Below are 26,079 nucleotides of genomic sequence, written 5' to 3'. Positions count from 1 at the left end.
GCGCATAAGTGCGCATTTAATTGCTCGTGCCGATAGGGCGCCTGGCAATTGATTTTCGCTGATATTCGATTCGATAGGCTGGTTTTATTGCGCAATATCCGGCATATGCCTTAGTTTACGTCACCCGTAGGACAAGTCTTAAGTATGTGGTTATTGCTTGCTGAATGTTATTGGCATGGCTAAGGTTTGCGAACTTCGTGGCGAGTCGAGCGAAGCCAAGATGACATTCTAGTGCGAATTTTAAGTTTGCTTAGTTTGTTGTTCGTACCTTGATTAATTGCGTGCGGTCCTAAATGGGATACTCGGATAAACTCTGCGTTCATTATCTTGAACTTGCCAAACTACCCTGTTCGCAAACAAGTTTTGCTGGCGGTGATATACGGTATTCGAGTGAGTATGAAGCCCTGGAGTCTGAACTGGGAAAGATGCAGTCCATTCATGGCGCTGGCCAGCCGGACTGGCAAAAGACTCTGGACATCAGCGAATGCCTGCTGCGTGAGCAGTCCAAAGATCTGCGCGTGGCTGTCTGGCTGACGTGGGCGCTGTACCAGCGCGAATCCTTTGCCGGTCTGCTGGCAGGGCTCGGGTTGCTGCGTCATCTCTGTGAGCATCATTGGTCCACGGTGCACCCACAAAAGCTGCGCACCCGCAGCGCGGCGTTCGGCTGGTTGGTCTTGCGCCTTGAGACACTGCTTGTTCAAAGCCTTTCGCTTCAGGACCAGCAGCCTTTATTCCGAGCGTTGCTGGAACAACTCTCGCGCCTTGATGAGCTCTGGACTGCCCATTTGGGCGAGGGCGCGCCGCTCTTGCTACCGATTCGCAGGCAACTGGACCAGCGGATGGAGCTTGCGGCGCAGGGTCATCCCGCCGTCACAGGGGTGAGTGCCGTGATTGCACACGTCAAACAGGCCACCATCCCGTTGTCGAAAACCGAGCTGACGGTCAACAACGAAAAGGACGCGCATAAATTGTTGCGTGCCTTGCAAGAACAAGCCCGTCCGTTGTGTACCTGGTGGCTGCGCCACAACGCTACCGACTTACGGGCCTTGCACCTGAGCCGAACGCTGGCATGGCTGGCCATCGTCCGCTATCCGGACGCCAACAATGAGCGCGTCACCGCGCTTTACGCGCCGCCCTGCGACACGCTCAAACGCTATCAGGAGCGGTTTTGCCAAGGGCATCACGCCGATCTGCTGGTTGAACTTGAGGCTTGCTTCTCAGGTGCCATGTTCTGGTTCGACGGGCTGCACATGATCTGGCAATGCCTGGAGGCTCAGCAGGCGAAGCAGGCCATGACCGAACTGGAAGTGAGCTTTGCTCTGTTGCTGCAACGCTTGCCGGACTTACCGGCGTTTCGTTTTCACGATGGCGCTCCTTTTGCCAACAGCAGTACTCGCGACTGGATCGCACTGCATGTTTCCCATCACCTGCAAGCGCCTGAAGTGCCCGGTGTGGTGGCCGATGCCGAGCCCTGGGAGATCGCTTTGCAGGATGTATTGCCTCGGCTGGGCAAAGAGGGACTCAAGGCCGCCGTGCAACAACTCAAGCAAGGCTTGCACGCCGCCCGCAGTGATCGAGCACGCTTTTACTGGCGCTTGGCCCAGGCGCGTTTATGTGTCCACGCGGGCAAGCATGAACTGGCGAAGATCCTGCTCGAACATTTGGATGTCGAGCTGCAACGCTCGGGCCTGGAGCGCTGGGAACCGGAGCTGGCGTTTCAAGTCACCCAACTCTTGCATCGCTGCTGCGACCTGATGCCGCAAAACCATGCCGTGCGCGAGCGCAAGGAAGACACCCACCGCAGGCTGTGCCTCTTCGATCTTGAAGCGGTACTTGAATAGGCTCACGAGCCAAAAAAAGGAGAAATACCATGGCCAAAGAAGGTTCGGTAGCACCCAAGGAACGCATCAATATCACCTTCAAACCCGCCATCGGTGGTGCTCAGGAAGAAGTCGAGCTGCCGTTGAAACTGCTGGTGCTGGGGGACTTCACCCAGCGTGAGGACCTGCGCAAGCTTGAAGATCGCAAACCCATCGCCATCGACAAGAACACCCTTGATGAGGTGCTGGCCAAACAGGCGCTGAGCCTCACGCTGAATGTACCCAACCGTCTCCAGGAGTGCGCCGAAGTTGAAGAACTCGCCATCCAGGTACGCATTAATTCGATGAAGGATTTCAACCCCGCAAACCTGGTGGAGCAGATCCCCGAGTTACACAAGCTGATGGCCCTGCGTGAGGCGTTGATGGCGTTGAAGGGACCGCTGGGCAACACGCCGAGCTTTCGTAAAGCCATCGAACAGGCTCTGGCCGATGACGTCTCCCGTGCCCGGGTATTGGCAGAGTTGGGCCTGAACAGCCAAATCGCCTGATATTTCTCAGTAAAAGGACACTGGTGCCATGACGACTCAACACACTCCGATACCTGTACACAGCACTGATGAGTGCAGCATCCTCGACAACATCATCGCTCAGACTCTGTTGAGTGCGGACGACGAGGCCTACGGCATTGCAAAGCGTGGGGTCTCGGCCTTTATCGAAGAACTGATCAAGCCGCAGAACAGCGGTGAACCGGTCAAGAAGCGTCTGGTTGACCGGATGATTGCCGAGATTGACGAAAAGCTCAGTCGGCAAATGGATGAGATTCTTCACCACCCAGGTTTCCAGGCGCTGGAGTCCTCCTGGAAAGGCCTGCAGCTGTTGGTCGAACGCACCAACTTTCGAGAAAACATCAAGATCGAACTGCTAAATGTCTCGCGGCAAGACCTGCTGGATGATTTCGAAGACTCGCCAGAAGTGACTCAGTCAGGGCTCTATAAGCATGTCTACAGTGCGGAATACGGTCAGTTCGGCGGCCAGCCGGTGGGCGCGATCATCGCCGACTATTTTCTGTCGCCCAGTGCCCCTGATGTGAAGTTGATGCAATACGCCTCCAGTGTGGCTTGCATGGCCCATGCACCTTTTATCGCTGCCGCCGGGCCGGGTTTTTTCGGCTTGGAAAGCTTCACCGACCTACCTGATCTAAAGGATCTCAGGGACCATTTCGAGGGCCCTCAATTCGCTAAATGGCAAAGCTTCCGCCAGAGCGAAGACGCCCGATATATCGGTCTGACTGTGCCGCGTTTTCTGCTGCGCACGCCTTACGATCCCCTTGAATGCCCGGTCAAGACTTTTGCCTACCGGGAAACCGTGGTGAACAGCCACGAGCACTACCTATGGGGTAACACCGCCTACACCTTTGCCACACGCTTGACCGACAGTTTCGCGCGGTTTCGTTGGTGCCCTAACATCATCGGTCCGCAAAGCGGCGGCGCAGTGGAAGACTTACCCTTGCATCACTTCCACAGCATGGGCGAAATCGAAACCAAGATTCCCACTGAAGTACTGGTGTCCGACCGCCGCGAATATGAACTGGCACAAGAGGGCTTCATTGCCTTGACGATGCGCAAGGGCAGTGACAATGCCGCGTTTTTCTCCGCCAGTTCGGTACAAAAGCCCAAGAGTTTCGGCATCAGTGCCGAGGGCAAGGAAGCGGAGTTGAATTACCGCCTGGGCACTCAATTGCCCTACATGATGGTGGTCAATCGTCTGGCCCATTACCTCAAGGTCCTGCAACGGGAGCAACTGGGGTCGTGGAAGGAGCGTACCGACCTTGAGCTGGAGCTCAACAAGTGGATTCGCCAGTACGTCGCAGACCAGGACAACCCCAGTGCCGAGGTGCGTGGGCGGCGGCCATTGCGTGCGGCGCGCATCGTGGTCAGTGACGTTGAGGGTGAGCCTGGTTGGTACCGGGTCAGTCTGAGCGTACGACCGCACTTCAAATACATGGGGGCTGACTTCACGCTGTCCCTGGTTGGCAAGCTCGATAAAGAATGAGCAGGGGCCAAGGGGTGACCCGCAACCGAAGTCTGTTTGAGCGACTTGGGTATCCAGCTGAGCATTCAGCCTGTGGCGTGAGGTCTGTCGCAGCTCACCTGGGAAAAATGCTCAGCATCCGCGCGGGCAGTGTGCAGACATTGCCGGACTACGGAATGCCGGACCTCAATGACATGAACCAGAGTCTGCATGAGTCCTTGAGCCAGTCGCGCTTATTGATCGAGCGGTTTATCCGCGCCTACGAACCACGCTTGAAACAAGTCCGCGTGAGGTCGTTACCCCGAGGTCACGACGCTTTGGCCCTGGCGTTTGCCATCGACGCCACGCTTTCTATCGACGGGGTGACACAACCTGTGGTGTTCACCGCGCGCCTGCGGGATGCGGGACAGGTTGAGGTCTTGCCTGATGTCCTTTAACCAGTACTACCAAAGTGAACTCAGTGCGTTGCGTCTGCTCGGGCGGCGTTTCTCCGAGCGAAATCCCGCGCTGGCGCCCTTTCTAGGGGAGGCTGGCCAGGATCCGGATGTGGAGCGATTGCTGGAAGGTTTTGCCTTTCTCACCGGTCGCTTGCGCCAGAAATTGGATGACGAGTTGCCAGAGCTGACGCACTCGTTGATGCATTTGCTGTGGCCCAACTATATGCGGCCGATACCTGCGTTCAGCATTTTGCAGTTTGACCCGCTGAAGCATACGGGCGTCGGGGTGATGGTCGCACCGAATACGCCAGTCGAAAGCGGTGCGGTGAATGGCGAACGCTGTCGCTTTCGGACCTGTTACGACACCCGCATCCTGCCGTTGCAACTGAGCGCATTGGAGTATTGCGTCCAAGGCGAACAGGCGTTGATGAGCCTGCGCCTCGACATGAGTGCCGGAGGCAATTTCAGCGAATGTGAGTTCGACCAATTACGTCTGCATCTGGCGGGAGATCGCTACATCAGCCAAGGGTTATATCTGAGCCTATTGCGCGAGCTTGAAGGTATCGAGTTACGACCACTGGACTGCGATGGACGAGCTGTGAGCGCGGCTGATGGCAAGTCCCTGTTGTTGCGACTCGACGCTGAGCAGGTAAAACCGGTGGGGTTCGCCGAGGAGCATGCGCTGATGCCCTATCCGCACACTACGTTTAGTGGGTATCGCCATTTGCAGGAGTATTTCTCCTTTCCTGAAAAGTATCTGTTCGTCGATGTAAATGGGCTGGATGTGCTGCAGCGGTTGCCCCAGGACCAACTCAAGCAAATCTGCAGCATTCAAGTGTGCTTCACGTTGCGCGTGGGCTGCCAGACCACCGAGTGCCCCACTTTGAGCAACGTGAAGCTGTACTGCACGCCCATCGTCAACCTGTTCAAACATGATGCAGTTCCGATACGCCTGGACGGCAAGCAGGACGAGTACCTGCTGATTCCTGGAGAGTACGCGCGGGAAAATGCTTGTGTGTTTTCAGTAGATAAGGTCATGGGTTGGCGCCCTGGCGGGTTGGGGTATCAAGCGTACGTCCCGTTTGAAACCTTCGAGCATGATGGCGATATCGACGCTTCGGCGCCCCCCACCAGCTACAGCATTCGGCAGCGCGCGTCGGCGCACCACACAGGGCTCGATACTTGGCTGACGTTTGGAAATGGGCAGGTGCATGCCCAGGAAACGCTGTCGATCGAGCTGACATGTACCAATCACAACCTGCCTCGGCAATTGCAGGCAGGTGACATCAATCAACCCTGTGAGCAGACGCCGGAGGGGTTGTCGTTTCGCAATATCTGCGCGCCGACCGCGAGTTTTGCGCCGCCCCTTGACCAGGATTTTCTCTGGCGACTGATCAGCAACATGTCGCTCAACTATTTGTCACTGACCGATATCAACGCGTTCAAGGTGCTCCTGCAAACCTACAACGTGCCGCGTTACCACGACAGGCACGCGCAAAAGGTCAGCCAGAGAAGGTTAGGTGCGTTGCGATCCATCAGTCATAGGCCGGTCGATCGTTTGTACCGCGGAATGCCATTTCGTGGCTTGCAGATTGACCTGAGCATTGATTTCGAAGGCTTCCTCGGGAGGGGCGAAGCGTTTGTGTTCGCCTCGGTGCTGAACGAGTTCTTCGCGCTTTACGCAAGCCTCAATGCCTACCACGAACTACGTGTCATCAGCACACAAGGAGATGTGTACCTATGGCCACCCCGGATGGGGCAGCAGCCCCTGCTTTGAAGGAACTGTGCAGTGCGATCCGCGAATATTCGCTGTTCCAGGCGATTTTGCAGGTGATCAAGCGCCTGCGCGCCGCCCATCCTTTGCTGGATGACGACGCGCTCTATGACAGGTTGGAGTTTCAGGCCAACCCAGGTCTTGGTTTTCCCGGTCACGACATCGATCGGGTGGAGTTTTTTGTTGAACACGGTCAATTGCGTGCGCGTCTTCGCCTCAACGTTCTGGGTCTGTGTGGCGCTGGGTCACCGTTGCCGGCGTTTTACGGCGAGCAGGCGTTTGCCGATGAGGCGAGTGGGCACGCCACTCGCGATTTTCTGGACCTGTTTCACCATCGTCTGCAACGGCTGATGCTGCCGATCTGGCGCAAATACCGTTACCAGGTGAGCTTCCAGGCGCAGGCCCGTGACGCGTTTTCCGAGCAGATGTTTGCGTTGATTGGGTTGAAGGGCCGGCAGCTGCGCACTGCAGCGCAGTTGGACTGCAAGCGGCTGTTGCCCTACCTGGGTCTGCTTAGTCTGCGGGGGCATTCGGCGGCGGTAATCGAGACAATGCTGCGTTACTACTTCAAGCACGACCGCGTGTTTATTGAGCAGTGGGTCGAACGCTCGGTGGTCATTGCTCCCGCGCAGTTGAACCAGTTGGGTGTTGCCAACAGCGTGCTGGGCACCGACCAGGTTTTGGGAGACCGGGTCGCCGACTGCAGTGGCAAGTTCAGGGTGCATGTACAGGGCCTGGATTGGCAGCAGTTCCATGGTTTTTTGCCTACGGGTGCGGACTATCCGCTGCTGTGTGCGTTGGTACGACTGACCGCTCGCGACCCGCTGGATTACGACCTGCGCCTGGTGCTGGACAAGGAGTCCATCAGGCCGTTGCACGTGGGTGAATACAACGTCTGCAGGCTGGGTTGGACCAGTTGGCTGGCACACGAATGCGCCGACGGTGTGGTCATCGTGGCCAACAACGCTCACTAGGGGCTCTTGATGATGAATGTAGACCTGCAACAACTTATCCGAACGTTGACGCCTGCGGTCCGCCAAGACTTGGAGCGCTCGGCTGAGCGTTGTGTGGCGCGTGGTGGCAGGGAAGTGCTTGTAGAAGACTTGCTATTGGCCCAGCTGGAACATCGCGATGGCGTTTTAATGAGAGCCTTGGTCGACGCGGGGATCGAAGCGCAGACGCTGCAAGCAACGCTGCAGCCCAAGGGGGAGGGAAGTGCTTCACGTAACCCGGTGTTTGCCCAAGCCCTCGTGCAATGGTTGCAGCAGGCATTGTTGGTTGCTCATCTGGAGTTGCGCCAAACCGAAGTGGACCACGGCGCGCTGTTACTGGCGCTGTTGCATCACCCGTTGCAACACGCAGGCAGTCGCTATTACGCGTTGTTGAGCCGTTTGGATGCACAGCGCGTACAGGGCTTCGTGCTGAGCCAGCGCCCGGACATCATCCCCGCCGCAAGCGACGAGTCATGGCTGGCACGTTTCACCCATGACCTGACACGCCAGGCGCGCGAAGGGCGTATCGACCCGGTGCTGTGTCGTGATGGCGAGATTCGTCAGTTGATCGACATCCTCATGCGTCGACGCAAAAACAATCCGATCCTGGTGGGGGAGGCAGGGGTAGGCAAGACCGCTGTTGTCGAAGGTCTTGCGTTGCGCATCGCCAGTTCACAAGTACCGGAGCCGCTCCAGAATGTGCGGGTGCTGACCCTGGACATGGGTTTGCTGCAAGCGGGTGCCAGCATCAAGGGCGAATTCGAACGACGGCTCAAGGGCGTGATCGACGAAGTCAATGCGTCGCCCCAACCGGTGATTCTGTTTATCGATGAAGCGCACACCTTGGTGGGCGCGGGCGCCCAGTCGGGAGCCGGCGACGCAGCCAACCTGCTCAAGCCAGCCCTGGCCCGGGGCGAATTGCGCACCCTGGCGGCCACTACTTGGTCCGAATACAAGAAGTACTTCGAAAAAGATCCTGCCCTGGCGCGGCGTTTCCAGCCTGTGCTGGTCGGTGAGCCCAGCGTGGAGCAGGCGATTTCGATCCTGCGTGGTCTGGTTCCGGCGTATGAAGCCAGCCATGGGGTGTACATCCGTGACGATGCGGTCGTGGCGGCGGCGCAAATGAGCGCACGCTACCTGGCAGGGCGTCAGCTGCCCGACAAGGCCGTGGATGTGCTGGACACCGCCTGTGCCCGTGCGCGCATCAGTCAGGTAACGATGCCAGAGGCATTAGAGCGTTTATGCACCGAACAGGCTGAAGGCTCGCGGCAACGGTACGCGCTGAGTAGAGACAGAGACGCAGAGCTTGCGGTGGATGAGCAGGCTGTGCACGCATTGAACCTGCGATTGGCGGCTATCGAGAGTGAGCGTCAACGTTTGGAACAGCACTGGTTCGAACAACGGGTGCTGGCGGACCAGGTGCACGTTTGCCCGCGACGGGTGGCACAGGTTATCGGCGCATGGACGGGTATTCCCGTTGAGCAGTTGTCCCTTGAACACAGTGAATCGGTGCTGGGGGTTGCCGATGCTCTGCGCTCGCGCATTCTCGGCCAGGAACCCGCCATACAGGCGCTCGACCGCAACTTGCGTGCCGTGGCGGCCGGGCTGAACAAGGCCGAAGCGCCGGTCGGTGTATTTTTGTTGGTCGGCCCAAGTGGCGTGGGCAAAACCGAAACCGCCTTGGCGCTGGGTGATTTGCTGTATGGCGGCGAGCGTTTTGTCACCACCCTCAACATGTCGGAATTTCAGGAAAAACATGCCCTGTCCCGGCTGATTGGCGCACCACCCGGTTATGTCGGGTATGGCGAGGGGGGTATGTTGACCGAGGCTGTGCGTCAGCGACCCTATTCGGTGGTATTGCTCGACGAAGTCGAAAAGGCCGACCCGGAAGTGTTGAACCTGTTCTATCAGATCTTCGACAAGGGGCTGGCCAATGATGGAGAGGGCCGGGAAATCGATTTTCGCAATACGCTGATCCTGATGACCTCCAACCTGGGCAGCGAGTGCATCGTCGACTTATGCGCTGGAGGTCTGCGGCCTGACACCCAGGTGCTGCAAGACGCAATCCGCCCCGCGTTGCGCGACTACTTCAAACCGGCACTGCTCGCCCGGATGCGGGTCGTGCCTTATTACCCGGTTGTGGGTGCGGTGCTGCATGACCTGGCCAGAGTCAAGCTGGACCGTCTTGGGCAAAGGTTGCAGTCGCGCAAGTTGGCATTGAGCTATACGACAGAGCTCGTCACTCACATGGCCGAGCGATGCACCCATAGCGACAGCGGTGCGCGGTACATCGATCACTGGATCGAGATTCATCTGTTGCCGCAGATAGTCGATCGGCTTTTGGGGGCGATGGCCATGGGTGAGTCCCTATCGCTGGTGCATGCCAGTCTGGATGGTGACGGGCAGCCGATATGCGAGTTCAGCCTATGACCAACAGTGGGTTTGCCCAGCTACCCGAGCCGCTGGCCTATGCCGAGTCGTTATTGGCCTGGTTCACCCGAATGGGTATCGACAGTGACGAGTCAACGTTGCCAGACCTGTGTGTTGCAGCGGCAGCGCAACTGAGTCAATGCGAACTGAGCCAGTTGTACGGGTGTGACGAGAGCACAGGTCGACTCGATCTGATTGCCCAGCATTTGCCCGGCGCGCTGCCCCCGGGCGACCTCGCTTGCGGTCCCGACTTTCAGCATCAGCAACTGTTGCATTACGTCCTCAGTCGTTGCTGTTCCCTGAGCCTGGAGAACCTGGAAGACAGCGTGTATGAGAGCGGGTTTTTACCGGCGACAACAGTGCCGTGGCGCTCACTGTTATGCGTTCCGCTGGTCGGTCGCCACAACGCGGTCGCGGGTCTATTGCTGTGCGCCAGCCGGCAGCCGAGGTGGCTGCAGAACTACGGCCCGTCGTTAAGTCAATTGGGTCGCTTCGCCTTGAGTCAACGGGCTTTGTTGCGACGGGGGCGTCCTGCGAACATCGCTTCCCAGGCCAAAGGCTGCGCACCCACCGCTCGTGTCACCTATGGGCTGACCGGCAACAGCACAGCCATGGACGAAACCTACCGTCTGATCGGTAAGGTGCTGAATGCTCCCTACACAGTGCTTCTGCGCGGGGAGACCGGAACCGGAAAAGAAGTGGTGGCCCGGGCCATCCATACCTCTGGGCCGCGCGGTAGCAAAGCATTTGTGGTGCAGAACTGTGCGGCGTTTCCCGAGGGGCTGCTGGAAAGCGAGCTGTTCGGCTATCGCAAAGGCGCCTTTACAGGTGCGGAACGTAACCACGTCGGGCTATTTGACGCCGCCAATGGCGGCACATTGCTCTTGGACGAAATCGGCGATATGCCCTTGTCGCTCCAGGCCAAGCTGCTACGGGTGCTGCAAGAAGGCGAGGTCCGCCCGCTGGGAGCCTGTGCGGCCCATAAGGTCGATGTGCGGATTATCGCTGCGACCCATCGCGACCTCAGTGCAATGGTGGCCGACGGTACGTTTCGCGAGGACTTGTATTACCGACTGGCGCAGTTCCCGATCGAATTACCGGCCTTGCGTGAGCGGGACGGCGATGTGTTGCTGTTGGCGCGACAGTTCGCCCAATCGGCCTGTTCGGCACTGGGTCGCACATCGGTGCAATGGTCTGCTGCCGCCTTGGATCAACTGTCGTGCCACGCTTTTCCCGGCAATGTTCGTGAGCTCAAATGCCTGGTGGAACGCGCGGTGCTGCTCTGTGACGACGGAGTGGTGCTGCCGGAGCACCTATCGCTGTCGTCCGCGTCGAGCGCTACTCCCGTCGACGCAACATTGCGCCAGCGCCTGGAGCAGGTTGAACGAACATTCCTGATCGACTGCCTGCACAAGAATCGTGGCAATCGGACCCGCACGGCACGTGAATTGGGTGTCGCTCGCCGCACGCTGCTCTACCGCCTTACACGCTTGAAAATCCCTGTTGGCGACGTTCGAGGGGGAGGCTGATTCATGCACATACAGACCTCACTCTTAGTGGCCAGCCTTACTTTCATTGGAGATACCTGATGCCTCTTCGTACGTGGAAAGCCTTGGGGCTTGTCCTGTGTTTGTTGAGCGGCTGCAACGCCAATTACGTTTTTGATGATGCTGACTACCGTCCGCTGGGTGATCCCCAGGCGACCCGTCGCAGCGATTGAACAGGGAAGCCTTGCCATGCAATTAGTGTTTGAGGTGTGTAATGCCGAAAGCGGTGAGCCTACTTGCGTCAAAACATTTGATGGCGTTGGCGGCGTGATCGGCCGCGGGGCGGGTTGTGACTGGGTCATTCCCGACGCCAGTCGGTTGCTTTCCAGTCATCACGGTCTGGTCAGTTACCGGGAGGGGCAGTATTTCTTAACGGATATCAGCAGTAACGGCATTGGCGTGTCGGGCAGTACGGAACGTTTGGGCAAGGGGCAAGCACGACTGATCAACGAGGGCGATGTCTACCAATTGGGGGCGGTGCAAATCCGTGCGCGGTTGATGGCCCGGGGGGCACAAATTGGCCAGCAGCCGTTGTTCCGCACCGACAGGATTCCTGACGATGCCTTTTTGGTGCTGGACCCCTTGCATGCGCTGGATTGTGAAGCACTGTATGGCGATTTAACCGAGGGGCTGGAGGTGTCAAAGCCCTTGGCCGAGCAAGCGAACGGTGCACTTTTTCACGGCGCCGTCGAGCAGGATCACTTGATCGTGCCCAGATGGAGTGGGCCATTGGCGGATGAGGTCTTGACTCCAGCCGAGCAGGTTGCTGCACCCGCCCGTGACCCCTTCTGGTTCCAATTCGCCGAGGCTTTGGGCATGCAGCTGGATGCGCTCGATCCACCGGCGTGCGAGGCCGTCGCGCTGAAGGTGGCGGGTCTTTTCAGGCAAACCATCGAAGGTCTGCAGCAGAGTCTGCGGACTCGCGATGAGTTGAACGCAGAGTTGGATCTGGGCCGGACCTCGCCTGCGCTCAAGCGCTACACCCCCTTGAATGAGTGCGCCGATACCCAGTCAGCCTTGACCGCATTGTTGGGCCCCGGCGAGTTGGGGCAGTTGCCTGCTGAGGTAGCAGTCGCCCAGGCGTTCCGGGATATGCAAGTCCACCAACTGGCCTTGGTCGTTGCCTGCCGTGCTGCAATGCGCGGCGCGGTTGCGGCATTTGCACCCAGCCATCTGTTGCTGTGCTTCGAGCGCCAGAGCACACCGGCCAGGTTCTCAACGGATGGATCTCATTGGCGGGCTTACCAACGCCATTACCGGAGCCTGATCAATGAGCAAACCTCGGGCGAACATCTGTTGCGTAACGAGTTTTCCAACGCCTACGAAGAGCAGGTGCGCCTGGTCGCTACTTTGCACACGACATATCCGGGATGACCTTCATGTATCGAGCCACCGTTGTATCAATACTGATCGCACTGAGCCTGCTGGCCGGTTGCGCCAGCCTCTCACCCTTTTCGACCCTGACCAAGGTGGACGTGACGTTGACGGCAAGTGAAGGCGTCAATCCCGATCTTCATGGCCGTCCTTCTCCTGTCGTCGTGCGCCTGCTTGAGCTGCGACACCCCGTAGCGTTTGAACATGCTGACTTCTTCACCCTCTATAACCGCGCCGCGCAGGCGTTGCCCAAGGACTGGGTAAACGGCGAGGAGTTGGAGCTGCGCCCCGGTGAGCAACTGGCGTTCAAGCTCAGTGTTGAGCCACAGAGCCGTTATGTCGGGGTGCTGGCTGCCTATCGGGACCTTCCCCATGTGCAATGGCGGCTTGTGCTGCCCGTAGCCCAGCAACGATTGACGCGTGTTGAGCTGATGCTCGACGAGTCCGGGGTTCGCGTCGTTACCCCTCAAGCCCCAAGGTAGGAGGATCAGAGATGCAGGTTCATAAAGTCGTCTGGCAGGAGGGCATGCTGCTTCGCCCGCAACACTTGCAGCACAACGACCGCTACTACCGCGAGCAGCTCAACCGCACCCGCTTGCTGGGAATTGATGGCTGGGGGTTCCTGACCCTTGACGTCGATGTGCAATACCTCAATTTGGGCAAAGTGGTCGTCAACCAGGCCAGCGGTGTATTTCCCGATGGCAGCTTTTTCGAGCTGAACAACGCAATGGAACCCCTGGTGTTGCAGGTCCCTGCCAACACCAGTGGGCAGGCTGTGTATCTGGCGTTGCCATTGGCCATTGGCAATCAAGTCGAGGTGCGCCAACGAGAGCAAAGCGATGTGTTGGCTCGCTACGTCAGTTGCGCAGCGCAGATCAGCGATTCCAATGCCGGTGTTGAGTCCCGTTGCCAGATCAACTGCGCACACCCGGATCTAAGATTGCTGTTAGGCGAGCAACCCGCTGACGCGCTGCATGTGAAACTGCAGGTCGCCCAAGTGCTGGACTCGACGGGCGAGGGAGGTGTGCGGCTGGACGCGGATTTTGTACCGACGTTTATCTATCTGCAAAGCTCTGGCTATGTCTCGTCATGCCTCAAGGAGGTCATCAGTCTGCTCACCACCCGAGGCGATGCGATTGCCGAGAGGATCAGGGGCGGGGGCGGATCGGAGGGCGCTCAGATTGGCGACTTTCTCATGCTGCAATTGATCAACCGTACCGAGTTGGTGTTGCGCCACTTTTTGAGTCAGGGCCAAGTGCGTCCGGAGGCTCTGTACCGGGTGTTGCTGTCGATGCTGGGCGAGTTGTCCACGTTCTCTACCGATAACAAGCGCCCCACGGTGGAAAGTCGTTACAAGCATGGTGAGCAGGGGGCGAGTTTTCGCGGGTTGATGGACGGCATCCGTGCAGTGCTGTCGTTGGTGCTGGAGCAACATGCCATCGAGTTGCCATTGGAACAGCGGCAGTATGGGGTGCTGGTGTGCCCGGTGAGTGACCTCAAATTGCTGGGCAGCGCGACCTTCATTTTGGCGGCAACGGCCCAGTGCGACTCCGAAGAACTGCGCCACCGCCTGCCGGCACACCTGAAAATTGGCTCCGTGGAGCGCATCCGCGAGCTGGTCAACCTGCACCTCGCCGGTATCAAGGTCAAGCCGCTGCCGGTGGCGCCTCGACAGATTCCGTTCCACGCCGGCAAGACCTATTTCATGCTCGAACTCACTGCCCGAGACATCGCGCAGTTGGAGCAATCGGGTGGCTTTGCCTTCCACGCCAGCGGCGAGTTCGCCGGGCTCGAACTCAACTTCTGGGCCATCAGGAACTGAATGCCATGACGATGGACAGCGAATACCCGCAGGACGAAAAAACCGTTCTGCTTGACCTCGATGGTCGCGCGCCCGCCCAGGCGACGGTGACGGACTTCCCATCACCTCCGCGCTTTGAGCAGTTGGAGGACCGGATGATCTACACCGCCGGTCTGCAAGGAGCACAGAGCTTTAATTTCGGCCCCAACGCCCTAGTGGCCGCCGCCTGGGAACTCTTGTCGCAGGTCGTCCAGCTCAAGGGCAGCACCGGCCGGGAAAGCTTGCAGACCCTCAACGATCGCTTGTCGTCGGGGATTACCGCGTTTGAAACGCATGCCTTGCACCAGGGCGTAGAGGCTTCCCAGGTCATGTCGGCGCGCTATGTGCTGTGCAGTGTTATAGACGAGGCGGTGGTCACTACAGCGTGGGGCAGTCGAAGTGACTGGTCGAAGACCAGCCTGCTGAGCCGCTTTCACAACGAAACCTTCGGTGGCGAAAAGTTTTTCCGGCTACTGGAGCGCTTATCCCGCGACCCCGTCAAGCACCTGGCGTTGCTGGAGCTGATGTACCTGTGCCTGTCACTGGGTTTCGAAGGGAAATACCGCATCATGGAGCGAGGAGGGATGCAGCTGGAAACGGTACGCGATGGTTTGTACCGACAAATCAGGCATGTGCGTGGTGAGCGCCCGCTGATGTCTTCCCCCGCTCCCTTGAGACGGGCACCTGGAGCACGGCTGCGCATAATTTCCGTTACCGGGTTCGTCGTCTTCACCCTCGGCTGTGTGCTGGCTATGTACTTGGCGTTTGCATGGGCATTGGCTAATGAACGCATGACAGTGCTGCAACCCTTTCAAATGTTGGCGCCGGATCAGACACGGTCGCCCTTGTAACGCTGGGAGTAATGAATGAACGCATTCTTCATGGGCGTGGGCACAGTGCTGCGCAAAAGTTGGGTCTGGAGCCTGTTGATCGTGTTGTGCAGCGCGCTGCTCGTATGGTTTTTTGGGCCGTTGCTGGCGGTGGATGATCACCGGTTCTGGCAAGGCGCTCCGGCTCGGCTGTTGACCATCAGTGGATTGTTCCTGCTGTGGGGGCTAGCGATGGTCATGGTGGGTGGGCGCCGTTCCGCACGACTTAACCAGCCTGCACACCAGGAGCGTCATGAGCGCCTGGGGTTGGTCGAGGACGAGCAGAAGCAGGTAAGAGGGCGCTTCAAGGAGGCGTTGCACACGCTGAAAACCTCGCGTCGCTACGGTGAACGCAGTGAGCGTTGGCGCAGCGACTTGCCGTGGTATCTGTTGATCGGGCAGCAGGGCAGCGGCAAGACTCGCCTGTTGGCTGCCTGCGGATCGCACTTTGCGCTTGATCGAGGCGAGGGGATTAAAACCCCTGGCGCGACGCAGTATTTTGATTGGTATCTGGCCGACGATGCCGTACTCGTCGAGAGTGCGGGGCGCTACCTGGCTCAACCGGATAGCGCCGTTGACGGGGCAGGGTGGTCGACGTTTCTAGGCCTGCTCAAAGTCCGGCGCAGGGCACGTCCGCTCAATGGCGTGATCGTGACCCTGGCGGTGGAGACGCTGCTTGGCAGCAATGAACGCGATCTGGACTTGCATGCGCGAAACGTACATACGCGGTTGCAGGACATCCAGCAGACGCTGCATGCGGATGTGCCGATTTACTTGGTGTTGACCCACGCGGACCGACTGCCAGGCTTTGTGGAATTCTTTGATGCGGCACAGGGCGACAGTGCCGACTCTCTGCTGGGAGAGCGTTTGGTGACAGGCCCGGCCGGTGCTGACATTACACAGGTCCGTGAAGCGTTCGAGGCGTTGCTGCAACGCCTCGCCGCAGAGTTGATCCCGCGTTTGCACCAGGAGCGAAACGCAGAGCGTCGCGGCCAGATGCTCGACTTTCCGCGGCAGGTCGCGCAAATCGGTGAGCGTTTGTGCCTGTTTGTGGAGTCTGCGTTCTCTGCCCACCGCTTCCAGCGTATTAACGGTTTGCGCGGGTTTTACCTGACGTGTGCGCAGACGGCTGACAGACGTTCCCACTTTGTACAGGGCCTGTTCAACCGGGTGATTTTTGCCGAGGCCAATCTTGCGGGACTGCATACTCCAGAGCGACAGCGTATCCGTCGACATCAAGGGTTGCTGGCGTTGGCGGCTTCCCTGGCTATTCTCGGCGCGGGAGGGCTGTGGGCCTACAGCTATTCGGTCAACCACCAACGCTTGATTCAACTGGCTCAACTGAGCAAACCACAGCCGCCCGCCGTGCCAGGGTTGGACGTTACCCTGGCGCGGCTGCCGCTGTTAGATGCTCGCTTGGCCGCTACCCAGGTATTTCCCGCGTTGGCGGACGCTCGATTGGTCGAGCGCGGGGGGTTGTATCAAGGGGAGCTGAGTCGGCCGCTGCTGGTGAGTGCCTATGAAGATTCACTGCGTGAGCAGTTGCTGCCTCTGGTCTCCTCGATGCTGGAAGAACAGGTGCGAGCCAGTCTTGGCGACCGCGAGGAACTGCTGGATAGCCTGCGGGCATACCTGATGCTCAGTCTGCGTGAGCGTCGCGATAACGGTTGGCTGGCGCAGCGTGTAGCCGGTCATTGGTCGGTGCGTTATGCCGGTGATGCTGCGACGCAGAATCGGTTGAATGAACACCTTGCAATATTACTGGGGCTGTCGTTCGAGACGTCCTCGGACGTTGAACTGGTTGCCGAGGCTCGCCAGGAGTTGCGTGGTGAATCCTTGGCAGGCGTGGTCTACCGGGTGCTGCGTGACCAAGCGAGAAGTCTTGAGCCGCTTCGCCTGGCCGAGGGACGGGGGTTTGTCACTGCCGAGCAGCCCATACCCGGCTTCTACACCAAACGGTATGTGCAGTATTTTGAAAGGCAAGGCCCGCGGCTGGTCAACTCCATCGCTCAGGATAACTGGGTCATCGGGGAGGGCGCAGATCTGAGTGCACTGGATTTGCGGCGTTTGATGCTGGAGTTGGAGCAGCGCTATTTCAGTGAGTACGCTGATACGTGGAGTGAGGCCCTTGGCCAAGTCCGTCTGCAGGAAAGTAACAGCCTGAGGCAGCATGCGGACGGGCTTGCCAGCCTGGCGTCAGCGCAGTCGCCGTTGGTGCAACTGTTGCAACAGGTTCGGGAAAATACGCGCTTGCTCTCGGCCACTGATCGCCTTGAGGCCGTTACCCAACAGGTCTTGGATGTGGAGACTTCCGCTTCCAGTGTGTTGCTCAGCCAACTGCAGGGGCAGGCTGCACCTGACTCTGCCCGACGCGCGCTGCAGCGTCGGTTCGAACCTCTGCATCAATTGCTGGATGCGGAACAAAACCCCGGCGTTGAGCTGACGCAGGCTTTGCGGCTGCTCGATGGATGGCATCTGCAACTGGCGGCCCTGAACCGCGAAGGCGTGCCGGAGCAGGCGGTATTTACGATGGTCAGGCAGCGTATGGAAGGGCAACAGCCGTTGTTGGGTAGCCTGCGTGATGCTGCTGCGCGCTTGCCGCTGCCGCTCAAAGGCTGGTTTGAAGGCATTGCCGATGACAGCTGGCGACTACTGCTCGACGATGCCTATGTGTATATCAATCAGCGCTACCAAAGTGAGGTCTATGGTTTTTACACCAAGGCGATCCAGCATCGGTATCCGTTCGATGCCACTGCCACCAGTGATGTCGCCCTTGGCGATTTCCAGGCGTTTTTCAAACCCCAGGGCGCCATGGCGAGCTTTTATGAAAGCTACCTGCGCTCCTTTGTCAGTGCCGAGGGCAGTCGCTATCGCCTACGGGGACTCGATGGCCGTAGCCTGGGGCTGTCGCGCTCACTGTTGGACCAACTGACCAGAGCCCAGATGATCCGCCAGGGCTTCTTCACCGAAGATCAGGGGGACTGGGCGGTGCGGTTCACGCTGGCTCCCTATAGCCTTGATCAGGCAGTCAGCCGTGCCGTCTTGAGCATTGGGGATCAACACCTTGAATACCGTCATGGTCCGATTGTGCCTATGGCGTTCCAGTGGCCGGGCGAGACGGATAATGGCCGTAGCAGCCTGGTACTGGAGAGGGGTGTGCAGCGGCCGTTGGGGATTGAAAAAAACGCGGGCCCCTGGTCGTTGTTTCGATTTTTCGAGCTGATGCAAAGTGAGCCCGCGATTGGTCAGGGCGCACAGCTGATCAAGGCCGAACTCGATGGCATGCGCGCCAACTTCCTGCTCAGCAGTCAGCGCAGTCTCGGTCCGTTCCAAATGGCGAACTGGCGCACATTCCGCTTGCCGGAGCAACTGTGAACCAGGCACATACCGCGGGATACAGTGCTGGGCGAACGGCCCGGGGCAAGGCGCGTTTGCGCAACGAGGACGCGTTTCTCGACTGCCCCCAGCGGGGGTGTTGGGCAGTAGCCGACGGTATGGGTGGTCATCAGGCTGGGGATGTGGCCAGCCGCTGGGTAATCAGCAGCCTGGCTTCGTTACCTGATCAGGGCAGCTTTGACGAACGGGTCGAGGCCGTGAGGCGGTGTTTGCGATCGCTCGACAGTGAAATGGGGCAAGCAATAAAGCAAGCCGCCGAGGGCATCATGGGCAGCACCGTGGTGGTGCTACTGCGCGAGGGCAATCGCGCCGCGTGCATTTGGGTCGGGGATAGCCGTTGCTATCTGTGGCGGGGACAGCGGTTGTACCAACTGTCGCGGGACCACGCGCTGTGGCAGCACCTGATGGACAAGCAGCAGTTGAGCCTGGAGCAGGCCCAGGCCCATCCGGATGCCAAGGCGTTGACCCGTGCCATTGGCGGCCGACAGCCACTGAGCCTGGCAGTGCTGGAGCTCAGTATCCAGCCGGGGGATGTATTTTTGTTGTGCAGCGATGGTTTGTATCAGGGGCTCAGCCACGGCGAACTGGGTAGCGCCCTGAGTGTGGGGACGCCCTTGCAGGTGGTGGATCGCTTATTTACCAACGTAATGCGAGGGGCCGCGCGGGATGACCTGACGGCCGTGGTGGTTCAGCCATGAGTGCAGTCACCGGCCCGCCGAACCTGCTTGCAGGACGCTATCACCTCGAACGCGAATTGGGCACAGGCGGGATGGGCGTGGTTTACCGCGCCCGTGATCTGCTGCACGAGGCGTTCGGCGAGCCCAACGCATGGGTGGCGCTGAAGCTGTTGGGCGATACGCTCGCCGAATCCCCCGACGGCCATGTATTGCTGTACAGCGAGTTCGCCCTGACCCGAAGCCTGCGCCACGATCATGTGGTCAGAACGTTTTCCTTCGAGGTTGACACCCCGCGCCAGGTTGCATTCTTCACCATGGAGTTGCTCACCGGTATGACCCTGGACCGGCTGCTCAAGGAGTGCCCTGATGGATTGCCATGGAGGGAGCTGAAACCCATCGCAATGCAACTCTTGGATGCTCTGGCGTATGCCCACCAGCAGGGCGTTCTGCATGGCGACGTGAAGCCCGCCAATATCATGGTGGGCGAGCAGGGTGTGCAGTTGTTCGATTTTGGTTTGGGGCATGGCGAGGCACAGCAGGCTGCAGGTTTGCCTGGCTTGAGTCGCAGCCGCTTAAACGCCTGGACACCGGCGTATGCGGCACCGGAATTGCTGGCGGGCGGGCGCCTGTCTGCCAAGGCCGATCTGTATGGCGCGGCCTGTGTGATCTATGAACTCGCCCAGGGAAACCGCCCCGGCAAGTGGCAGTTGAATAAGCCATTGCCGAGGCCACGACAACTGCCCCGCCAGTGCTGGTCCGCGTTGCGTTCTGCGTTGGAGGTGGACCCTGAACGACGCACCCTTTCGGCCGAAGAATTGTGCGAAGCGATAAATGGACGGCGACGCCACTGGTTTTTTTAGTGGGTGTATCAGCCGTTCAAATCGTGCAGTTGGCAGTATTCGACCCAACTCAGTCCGGCCATCTGCGCCACTTCCTTGTGCACTTCCAGGCGAAGGGCCTCGAAGTCCTCGGAGGAGTCGGTGGTCAGTTTGAGTGTCAACTCCCATGCAAAGAGACCCTGGCGTTCGGCTTCTGCCTCAAACGCTTCATGCAACCGTTCGGCGCGGTACTGTGCCAGGGTTTCGCCCTTGGCCTGGGCGGCCAGCGGGTTCAGGGTGTTCAGTTCTGCGGCCACATCGGGGTGTTCGTTCAAGAATCGGTCCAGCGCGAGCTGGTGGTTATCGCCAGGTGGTGACAAGGGTGTGCTCCAAATCAGATGGAATCAGGCTTCAGTTTTTGGCCCGAGACGAGCCATATGCGCATTAAGCGCAGACAACAGGTATTGAAGCAGATTCCAGGATCGGCCCAGGTCACAACATTCAACAATTGAAAAAAAACCGGCGCTGCCTGCTATTCATTGCTGAAATTTCCGCCCTGAACATGGCAAAAGGCTTTCGCTCCCGGTGTCAGGACGTGTAGCGTTAGCCCCGGTATTTTGGGCACTGCCTTCCATGGGCAGAGGGCGATGGGCAGAGGGTGGGTCATGGCGCAAACGCTGTTCAAACTGTTCTTCACCCAGCGTCTGGCTGCCTTGGCCAGTACCGAGTCGTTGCGTGCGATCCGCGAAGGGCTGCTGTGGATCCTGCCGTGCCTGCTGGTGTCAGCGGGTTTTCTGATCCTGTCCGAATGTGCGCGGGTACTGGGGTTCGATCCGCAAGTGGTAGCGCTCCTCGCAGGGTTGCACAACCAGATCAGTTCAGTGATTCCGCTGCTGGTGGCGGCTTCCATCGGTTACATGCTGGCGATCCAGTACCGCCTGCCGCAGCTACCGGTGGCGTTTCTGTGCCTGGCTCATGTAGTGGTCGCGACCTTTATCCTGCGCGAATACCCCCGTGCGTCTGCCACGTTCGTCCTGTTTATCGCCATTGCCTCACCGCTGCTGAATGTGCCGGCCATGGCCTGGCTGTACCGCTACCGCTGGACCCGCCTGGTCAATGAAGACCTGGTAGGGCACAACCTGCGGGGTACGATCAATATGGTGGTGCCGGGTGCCATCACCGCTCTGGCGCTGGTGGTGGCGCTGTCTTTGTTGCTGCAGATTCCTTACGTGGCGCAGTTGCAGGGGCCCCAGGTGATTGAAGCCCTGGAGTCGCCCTATGGCAGCGGTTTGTTTGTCACGTTGATGAACTCGCTGTTGTGGTTTTTCGGGATCCACGGCGTGTACGCCATGCAACCGCTGTTCGATGTACTGGATCAGGCGGTGGTGCTCAACGGCGCCGCGCTGGCAGCAGGTGAGCCGATCAAATATGTACTCAACAGCGGCCTATTGGGCAGTTTTGCCTTTATCGGCGGCTCGGGCGGTGCATTGTGCTTGCTGGTGGCAATCCTGCTGTTTTCCAAGAGTCAGTCGATGCGCCTGCTGGCCGTGGCGAGCTTGCCGCTCTCGCTGTTCAACGTCAGTGAAGTCCTGCTGTTCGGCCTGCCGATCATCCTCAACCCACGCCTGTTCATTCCGTTTCTGGTAGTCCCTGCCCTGAACGCAATGGTGGCGTTGACCGTGGTGGAGTTGGGGTGGGTATCTCCGGCGGTGGCCAGCGTGCCGTTCACTTCCCCGGTATTGCTCAATGCCTACCTGAGCACCCACGGCGATCTGGCGGCCGTCGCGCTGCAAGTAACGCTATTGGCCCTGGGCACCCTGGTGTACGCGCCGTATGTACGTGCAATCCATCGCCAGGCCGCTGAAGGTGGCACGGTGTACCTGAAATCCCTCGACATGACCTTCCGAGGCCTCGAAGAGAAAGGCCGGCTGCGCGAGCTGGACCCGGTGCTGGCGTCCCACAGGACCTTCGCGCGCCAAGCCAATGAACTGAGCCACATCCAACAGATCAGCGACTACGAGTTCTACCTTGAATTCCAGCCGCAGGTCTCGACACGCACCGGCCTGTGTACTGGCTGCGAAGCGCTGATGCGCGCCCGCGATGCCCAGGGCACCGTGCACTCGCCGTGGGAATTCCTGCAATGGTTGGCGCAGGCGCGGCTGATGCCGGACGTGGATGTGTGGGTGGCGTCCCAGGCGATTCGTCAGTATCAGAAGTGGCAAAAGCTCGGTTTTGCGCTGCCCATGACCATCAACATTTCCAGCGCGACCCTGACCGACGCGGCCTATGGCGAACGCCTCGTGGAAATCCTCGCTCAGGCCCATGGGCAGGTGTCGGTGGAAATCACCGAAGACGCGCTGATCAGCGACATCCCGGCCACGCGCCAGACCATCCGCAAATTGCAGGACATCGGCGCCAAGGTCTATATCGATGACTTCGGCACCGGGTTTTCGGCCCTGAGCTATCTGCACCAATTCCCGGTGGACTTCATCAAAATCGATCGCAGTTTCGTGGTGGCCCAACACGATCCCAAAGGCGCCCAAGTGCTGACCGGCATGCTGCGTTTCTGCGAAGCGCTGAACCTGGGCGTGGTGGTGGAGGGTGTGGAGACCGCCGAGCAGTTGGCCTTCCTGAACACCGGCCCTGAGTTGATTATCCAGGGCTGGTATTTCAGCAAGGCACTGCCGGGCGATCAGTTGGAAGGCTTTGTGCGCGAGCGTGAAGCCTTGGCGCAAGCCTAGTGGCCGCGCTGAGTCTGTTCGATGTCTTCGATCAGGCTGTCGATGCCCTCCAGGCGCGCCCGGTTATCGTGGTCCCATGGATGAAAGCCGGGTTTGAAGTAGTGCAGCCAAGGCCGCAGCATCCGTGGGAAAACTCCCTTGGGCCCATACAGAAACTTCAGCATGCGCCAGAAGCCTTTGAGGTGCCCGCCGGCCTTACGGTCTGCGATCAAGAGGCGTACGTGGAAATCCAGTACGACCAGCCAGAAGAACACCGTGGTGGTCAGCATGGCGCCGGTGCGCAGCAGATAGCGCTTGGGGCCGGGCTTGATCACCGTATTCCACACGTCGAAGGCCACAGCCTTGTGTTCGGTTTCCTCTAGAGCGTGCCAGTACCACATCTGCTGGTAGCCCTTGAGTGAGTCGCCAAAGCGGGACGGATCGCTGAGCAGGATTTCCGCAAGCATCGCTGTGTAGTGCTCAAGGGCAATGGTGATTGCCAGGTTGAAGGCGGGCGGAAAGTGTTTTTTCTGCAGGTCCAGGACGAACTTGAGACGCCGGTCCAGGGTGTGTGCCGGCAGCCCTGCCGCTTGCATCAGGTCGTTGTAGGCCACGTGTTCACGGCTGTGCATCGCCTCCTGACCGATAAAGCCCTGGATCTCTTTTTTCAGCGCAGGGTCCTCCACGCGCTGGCGGTATTGGCGCACGCTGTCCATGAAAAACAGCTCGCCCTGGGGAAACAGCAGGGACAGGGCATTGAAAAAATGCGTGATGAACGGGCCCTGTTCGTGCCAGTTGGTGATGCGCTCGGCGGGCAGGACAAAACGGACGTCGCGGCGGATAGGCAGCATAGTGCGTGCTCCTGTTCAGAGACGGGGTTCGTCATTGGTTTCAAATACTGGCCTGCGTTGCTTGGGCGCCATGCGTTTGCTGGCGAACACCACCAACGCTTGATAGGCCGCGGGTAGGCAACGGGCGAGCAGGTCGAGGAAATACGCATCGCGGCCGATCAGCACGCGGCGTTTGTTTTTGCGGATGCCTTGGAGGATCACTTTGGCGGCCTGGTCGGCATCGGTGATGAAGAGTTTTTCGAAATCGGCGCGGGCTTGCTGTTCGCTGTGGATCAAGAAGCCGGTCATGTTCGCGTCGATGCGGCTGCTGCGGCAGATGTCGGTCCGAATGCCACCGGGGTGAACGCAGGTGGCCGACACGCCGCAGCGTTGCAGATCCAGTTCCTGGCGCAGTGCTTCTGTGAAGCCGCGCACGGCGAATTTAGTTGCGTTGTAGCCGCTCATTCCCGGTTGGGCAAACAGGCCAAACACGCTGGAGGTGTTGATTACATGACCTTCGCCGCTGGCTTTGAGATAGGGCAGGAACGCCTTGGTGCCGTGGACTACTCCCCAGAAGTTGATGCCGACAATCCATTCCAGGTCGGCATAGTCCACGCCCTCCACGGTGCTGGAGAGGGCCACCCCGGCATTGTTGAACACCAGGTTGACCTGGCCGTGCTCAGCCATGCAGCGCGCGGCCCATTCTTCCATGGCCTGGCGATCGGACACGTCCAGCACCTGGGTGGTGATCATCACGGGTGACAGGGTGGAGGTCTTGATCAGCGTCAGGGTTTGCTCCAGGCCTGAGGCGTTTTTGTCCGCCAGTGCCAGATGGCAACCTTCCCGCGCGAGTGCCAGAGCCAACGCGCGACCCATGCCGGATGCCGCGCCAGTGATGGCCGCCACGCGACCGTTGAATGACTTCATGACAGGCTGCCTTCTGCGGTGGAATGGGCGGCCGCCGCGGGACGGGCGGGCGTATTGAGCGGTAACCGATCGACTTCATAGTCCTTGAGCGCAAACTGTCGCGTGACCTGCTTGAAGCGCCACGTGGAGCCGGGCCACAGGGTGGTGTTTTTGCCGGTGCGCGGGTCGAGGTACCAGCTCTGGCAACCGCCGGTGTTCCAGATGGTGCGCTTGAGTTGGTCCTGCAGTTGGCGGTTGTACGCTTGTTCCACCGCTGGCTTGACGTCCACTGTGGCGATGCGCTGGCGCTGCATCTGCTTGAGTGCGTCGAGGATGTAGGTCACCTGCGCCTCGATCATCAGGATCATCGAGTTATGCCCCAGACCGGTATTGGGCCCGACGATCAAAAACAGGTTGGGATAACCCGGTACCGTCGTGCCCTTGTAGGCATGGGCGCCGTCGTGCCAGGCGTCCATCAGGTCCACACCGTCGCGCCCGATGATGCAGTCGCGAGGCACGGGGTCGGTAGCTTGGAAGCCGGTGCCGAAGATCAGGCAATCGGCCGGGTGCTTGATGCCGTCGGCGGTGATCACGCCGTCGGCTTCGATGCGCAGCACGCGGTCGGTGACCACCTCGACATTGCTGCGCGACAGCGCCGGGTAGTAGTCATTGGAGATCAGCACGCGCTTGCAGCCGATGGTGTAGTCCGGCGTCAGGGTCTTGCGCAGGGACGGGCGGGCCACTTGCTTGTGCAGATGGCGTTGGGCGATTTTCTGCACCATCTTCATCAGCCTCGGGTGCAGGGCAAAGCCCACTACGCGACCTTCCAGCGCCCAGTAAAAGGCGCCGCGCACCAGGCGCTGGGTGAAAGGCAGGTGCTTGAACAGCCAGCGTTCGAGGGGCGAAATTGCCCGGTCAGGCTTGGGCATGATCCACGGTGGCGTGCGCTGGAACAGGTCCAGGTGGGCCACCTGCGGCGCAATCTGCGGAACGAACTGGATGGCACTGGCGCCGGTGCCGATCACCGCCACGCGTTTGCCTTTCAAGGAATAGTCATGGTCCCACTGCTGGGAGTGGAAGCGCTTGCCCTTGAAGTTCTCCAGGCCTGGAATCTCCGGCAGCGCCGGGCGCGACAGGCCGCCCATACCCGATACCAGCACCCGTGCGCTCACGTGCCGGCCATCGCTGAAGCTCAATTGCCAGCGTTGCTGCTGCTCATCGAATACTGCGCGTTCAAGGCCCTTGTTGAAACGCAGGTAAGGCGCCAGGCCGAAGCGCACAGCGCATTGCTCCAGGTAGGCGCGGATTTCCGCTTGGCGCGCGAACTGTCGCGTCCAGTTCGGGTTGGGCGCAAAGGAAAACGAATACACATGGGACTGCACATCGCAGGCGCAGCCTGGGTAGTGGTTGTCCCGCCAAGTACCGCCGAGGGTCTCGGCCTGTTCGGCGATAAAGAAGTCGGTGAACCCGGCCTCTTTGAGTTTGATGGCCATGCACAGGCCGGCGAAGCCTGAACCGATGATGGCGATGTCGATGGATTCACTGTGGGCATTCATAGGCTGTCCTTGATGGGCATCGGATGTGCTCCTGTTTTTGTTTTGTCTTTTAGATAAAACAC

Annotated in this window: 21 protein-coding genes; 17 read left to right on the top strand and 4 right to left on the bottom strand. The window is 59.4% G+C overall.

Annotated elements, in window-relative coordinates:
- Window positions 1-293 precede the first annotated feature (293 nt).
- From tssA to LRO94_RS16140, 16 genes are read left to right on the top strand one after another with little or no spacing between them, the layout of a single operon-like run.
- On the top strand, window positions 294-1,841 hold the full coding sequence (gene tssA, locus LRO94_RS16215; protein ID WP_179178858.1) for a type VI secretion system protein TssA: 1,548 nt from the start codon (window positions 294-296) through the stop codon (window positions 1,839-1,841).
- A 29-nt stretch (window positions 1,842-1,870) separates the two neighbouring features.
- A complete protein-coding gene (gene tssB / locus LRO94_RS16210) occupies window positions 1,871-2,368 on the top strand; it encodes a type VI secretion system contractile sheath small subunit (protein ID WP_179178859.1) in 498 nt (165 codons plus the stop codon).
- A gap of 28 nt (window positions 2,369-2,396) precedes the next feature.
- Window positions 2,397-3,872, top strand: coding sequence for a type VI secretion system contractile sheath large subunit (tssC, locus tag LRO94_RS16205; RefSeq protein ID WP_179178860.1), 1,476 nt, complete (start codon window positions 2,397-2,399; stop codon window positions 3,870-3,872).
- On the top strand, window positions 3,869-4,288 hold the full coding sequence (gene tssE / locus LRO94_RS16200; RefSeq protein ID WP_032886526.1) for a type VI secretion system baseplate subunit TssE: 420 nt from the start codon (window positions 3,869-3,871) through the stop codon (window positions 4,286-4,288). The genes tssC and tssE overlap by 4 nt, the downstream gene beginning before the upstream one ends.
- Entirely contained in the window at window positions 4,278-6,065 is a 1,788-nt protein-coding gene (gene tssF / locus LRO94_RS16195) for a type VI secretion system baseplate subunit TssF (protein WP_179178861.1), read from the top strand. Before tssE ends, tssF begins: the two co-directional genes overlap by 11 nt.
- Window positions 6,029-7,036, top strand: a complete 1,008-nt coding sequence (gene tssG, locus LRO94_RS16190) for a type VI secretion system baseplate subunit TssG (RefSeq protein ID WP_179178862.1) — start codon at window positions 6,029-6,031, stop codon at window positions 7,034-7,036. Before tssF ends, tssG begins: the two co-directional genes overlap by 37 nt.
- Before the next feature lie 9 nt (window positions 7,037-7,045).
- Entirely contained in the window at window positions 7,046-9,484 is a 2,439-nt protein-coding gene (locus tag LRO94_RS16185; protein ID WP_179178863.1) for an AAA family ATPase, read from the top strand.
- A complete protein-coding gene (locus LRO94_RS16180) occupies window positions 9,481-11,013 on the top strand; it encodes a sigma-54 interaction domain-containing protein (protein WP_179180066.1) in 1,533 nt (510 codons plus the stop codon). Before LRO94_RS16185 ends, LRO94_RS16180 begins: the two co-directional genes overlap by 4 nt.
- Window positions 11,014-11,072: 59 nt before the next feature.
- Window positions 11,073-11,204: a type VI secretion protein gene (locus LRO94_RS16175; RefSeq protein WP_081797692.1), complete on the top strand. Its 132-nt coding sequence runs from the start codon at window positions 11,073-11,075 to the stop codon at window positions 11,202-11,204.
- Between the two features lie 16 nt (window positions 11,205-11,220).
- A complete protein-coding gene (tagH, locus tag LRO94_RS16170; protein ID WP_179180067.1) occupies window positions 11,221-12,405 on the top strand; it encodes a type VI secretion system-associated FHA domain protein TagH in 1,185 nt (394 codons plus the stop codon).
- A gap of 5 nt (window positions 12,406-12,410) precedes the next feature.
- Window positions 12,411-12,887, top strand: a complete 477-nt coding sequence (gene tssJ / locus LRO94_RS16165) for a type VI secretion system lipoprotein TssJ (RefSeq protein WP_179178864.1) — start codon at window positions 12,411-12,413, stop codon at window positions 12,885-12,887.
- Window positions 12,888-12,898: 11 nt separating this feature from the next.
- Window positions 12,899-14,227 carry a type VI secretion system baseplate subunit TssK gene (gene tssK, locus LRO94_RS16160; protein WP_095184557.1) on the top strand — a complete coding sequence of 443 codons (1,329 nt, stop codon included), beginning with the start codon at window positions 12,899-12,901 and terminating at the stop codon, window positions 14,225-14,227.
- 5 nt (window positions 14,228-14,232) lie between these two features.
- Window positions 14,233-15,096: a type IVB secretion system protein IcmH/DotU gene (icmH, locus tag LRO94_RS16155; RefSeq protein ID WP_233896817.1), complete on the top strand. Its 864-nt coding sequence runs from the start codon at window positions 14,233-14,235 to the stop codon at window positions 15,094-15,096.
- Window positions 15,097-15,111: 15 nt separating this feature from the next.
- A complete protein-coding gene (tssM, locus tag LRO94_RS16150; RefSeq protein WP_179178865.1) occupies window positions 15,112-18,489 on the top strand; it encodes a type VI secretion system membrane subunit TssM in 3,378 nt (1,125 codons plus the stop codon).
- Entirely contained in the window at window positions 18,486-19,208 is a 723-nt protein-coding gene (locus tag LRO94_RS16145) for a PP2C family protein-serine/threonine phosphatase (RefSeq protein ID WP_122756546.1), read from the top strand. The genes tssM and LRO94_RS16145 overlap by 4 nt, the downstream gene beginning before the upstream one ends.
- Complete coding sequence (locus tag LRO94_RS16140) at window positions 19,205-20,047, top strand: serine/threonine-protein kinase (RefSeq protein ID WP_179178866.1); 843 nt, start codon at window positions 19,205-19,207, stop codon at window positions 20,045-20,047. Before LRO94_RS16145 ends, LRO94_RS16140 begins: the two co-directional genes overlap by 4 nt.
- Before the next feature lie 8 nt (window positions 20,048-20,055).
- Here the strand turns inward: LRO94_RS16140 and LRO94_RS16135 are convergent, their stop codons facing one another.
- A complete protein-coding gene (locus tag LRO94_RS16135) occupies window positions 20,056-20,385 on the bottom strand; it encodes a DUF6388 family protein (RefSeq protein ID WP_032886512.1) in 330 nt (109 codons plus the stop codon).
- 285 nt (window positions 20,386-20,670) lie between these two features.
- On the opposite strand from LRO94_RS16135, the gene LRO94_RS16130 reads away from it, so the two are divergent.
- Window positions 20,671-22,746, top strand: coding sequence for a PTS sugar transporter subunit IIC/EAL domain-containing protein (locus tag LRO94_RS16130; RefSeq protein ID WP_095184563.1), 2,076 nt, complete (start codon window positions 20,671-20,673; stop codon window positions 22,744-22,746).
- Here LRO94_RS16130 and LRO94_RS16125 read toward each other — a convergent pair.
- Genes LRO94_RS16125 through LRO94_RS16115 form a run of 3 tightly spaced genes read right to left on the bottom strand, consistent with a single transcriptional unit; the run spans window position 22,743 to window position 26,017 of the window.
- Entirely contained in the window at window positions 22,743-23,576 is an 834-nt protein-coding gene (locus LRO94_RS16125; RefSeq protein WP_179178867.1) for a metal-dependent hydrolase, read from the bottom strand. The genes LRO94_RS16130 and LRO94_RS16125 overlap by 4 nt on opposite strands.
- A gap of 15 nt (window positions 23,577-23,591) precedes the next feature.
- Window positions 23,592-24,482: an SDR family NAD(P)-dependent oxidoreductase gene (locus tag LRO94_RS16120; protein ID WP_032886509.1), complete on the bottom strand. Its 891-nt coding sequence runs from the start codon at window positions 24,480-24,482 to the stop codon at window positions 23,592-23,594.
- Entirely contained in the window at window positions 24,479-26,017 is a 1,539-nt protein-coding gene (locus LRO94_RS16115) for a flavin-containing monooxygenase (RefSeq protein WP_095184565.1), read from the bottom strand. Before LRO94_RS16115 ends, LRO94_RS16120 begins: the two co-directional genes overlap by 4 nt.
- Window positions 26,018-26,079 lie beyond the last annotated feature (62 nt).

The organism is Pseudomonas sivasensis (genome assembly GCF_021391435.1).
GTDB classification, from domain to species: domain Bacteria; phylum Pseudomonadota; class Gammaproteobacteria; order Pseudomonadales; family Pseudomonadaceae; genus Aquipseudomonas; species Aquipseudomonas sivasensis.
The sequence above is the reverse complement of the archived record's forward strand: the minus strand, read 5'-3'. Positions and strand labels throughout refer to the sequence as shown.

Bases quoted from the DNA above. Each gene is read 5' to 3' on its own strand.
- LRO94_RS16180 (WP_179180066.1), top strand. From the start codon at position 9,481: ATGACCAACAGTGGGTTTGCCCAGCTACCCGAGCCGCTGGCCTATGCC.
- tssG (WP_179178862.1), top strand. From the start codon at position 6,029: ATGGCCACCCCGGATGGGGCAGCAGCCCCTGCTTTGAAGGAACTGTGC.
- icmH (WP_233896817.1), top strand. From the start codon at position 14,233: ATGACGATGGACAGCGAATACCCGCAGGACGAAAAAACCGTTCTGCTT.
- LRO94_RS16185 (WP_179178863.1), top strand. From the start codon at position 7,046: ATGATGAATGTAGACCTGCAACAACTTATCCGAACGTTGACGCCTGCG.
- tssM (WP_179178865.1), top strand. From the start codon at position 15,112: ATGAACGCATTCTTCATGGGCGTGGGCACAGTGCTGCGCAAAAGTTGG.
- LRO94_RS16140 (WP_179178866.1), top strand. From the start codon at position 19,205: ATGAGTGCAGTCACCGGCCCGCCGAACCTGCTTGCAGGACGCTATCAC.
- tssE (WP_032886526.1), top strand. From the start codon at position 3,869: ATGAGCAGGGGCCAAGGGGTGACCCGCAACCGAAGTCTGTTTGAGCGA.
- tssF (WP_179178861.1), top strand. From the start codon at position 4,278: ATGTCCTTTAACCAGTACTACCAAAGTGAACTCAGTGCGTTGCGTCTG.
- LRO94_RS16130 (WP_095184563.1), top strand. From the start codon at position 20,671: ATGGCGCAAACGCTGTTCAAACTGTTCTTCACCCAGCGTCTGGCTGCC.
- tagH (WP_179180067.1), top strand. From the start codon at position 11,221: ATGCAATTAGTGTTTGAGGTGTGTAATGCCGAAAGCGGTGAGCCTACT.
- LRO94_RS16115 (WP_095184565.1), bottom strand. From the start codon at position 26,017: ATGAATGCCCACAGTGAATCCATCGACATCGCCATCATCGGTTCAGGC.
- LRO94_RS16120 (WP_032886509.1), bottom strand. From the start codon at position 24,482: ATGAAGTCATTCAACGGTCGCGTGGCGGCCATCACTGGCGCGGCATCC.
- tssB (WP_179178859.1), top strand. From the start codon at position 1,871: ATGGCCAAAGAAGGTTCGGTAGCACCCAAGGAACGCATCAATATCACC.
- LRO94_RS16175 (WP_081797692.1), top strand. From the start codon at position 11,073: ATGCCTCTTCGTACGTGGAAAGCCTTGGGGCTTGTCCTGTGTTTGTTG.
- tssA (WP_179178858.1), top strand. From the start codon at position 294: ATGGGATACTCGGATAAACTCTGCGTTCATTATCTTGAACTTGCCAAA.
- tssJ (WP_179178864.1), top strand. From the start codon at position 12,411: ATGTATCGAGCCACCGTTGTATCAATACTGATCGCACTGAGCCTGCTG.
- tssC (WP_179178860.1), top strand. From the start codon at position 2,397: ATGACGACTCAACACACTCCGATACCTGTACACAGCACTGATGAGTGC.
- tssK (WP_095184557.1), top strand. From the start codon at position 12,899: ATGCAGGTTCATAAAGTCGTCTGGCAGGAGGGCATGCTGCTTCGCCCG.
- LRO94_RS16125 (WP_179178867.1), bottom strand. From the start codon at position 23,576: ATGCTGCCTATCCGCCGCGACGTCCGTTTTGTCCTGCCCGCCGAGCGC.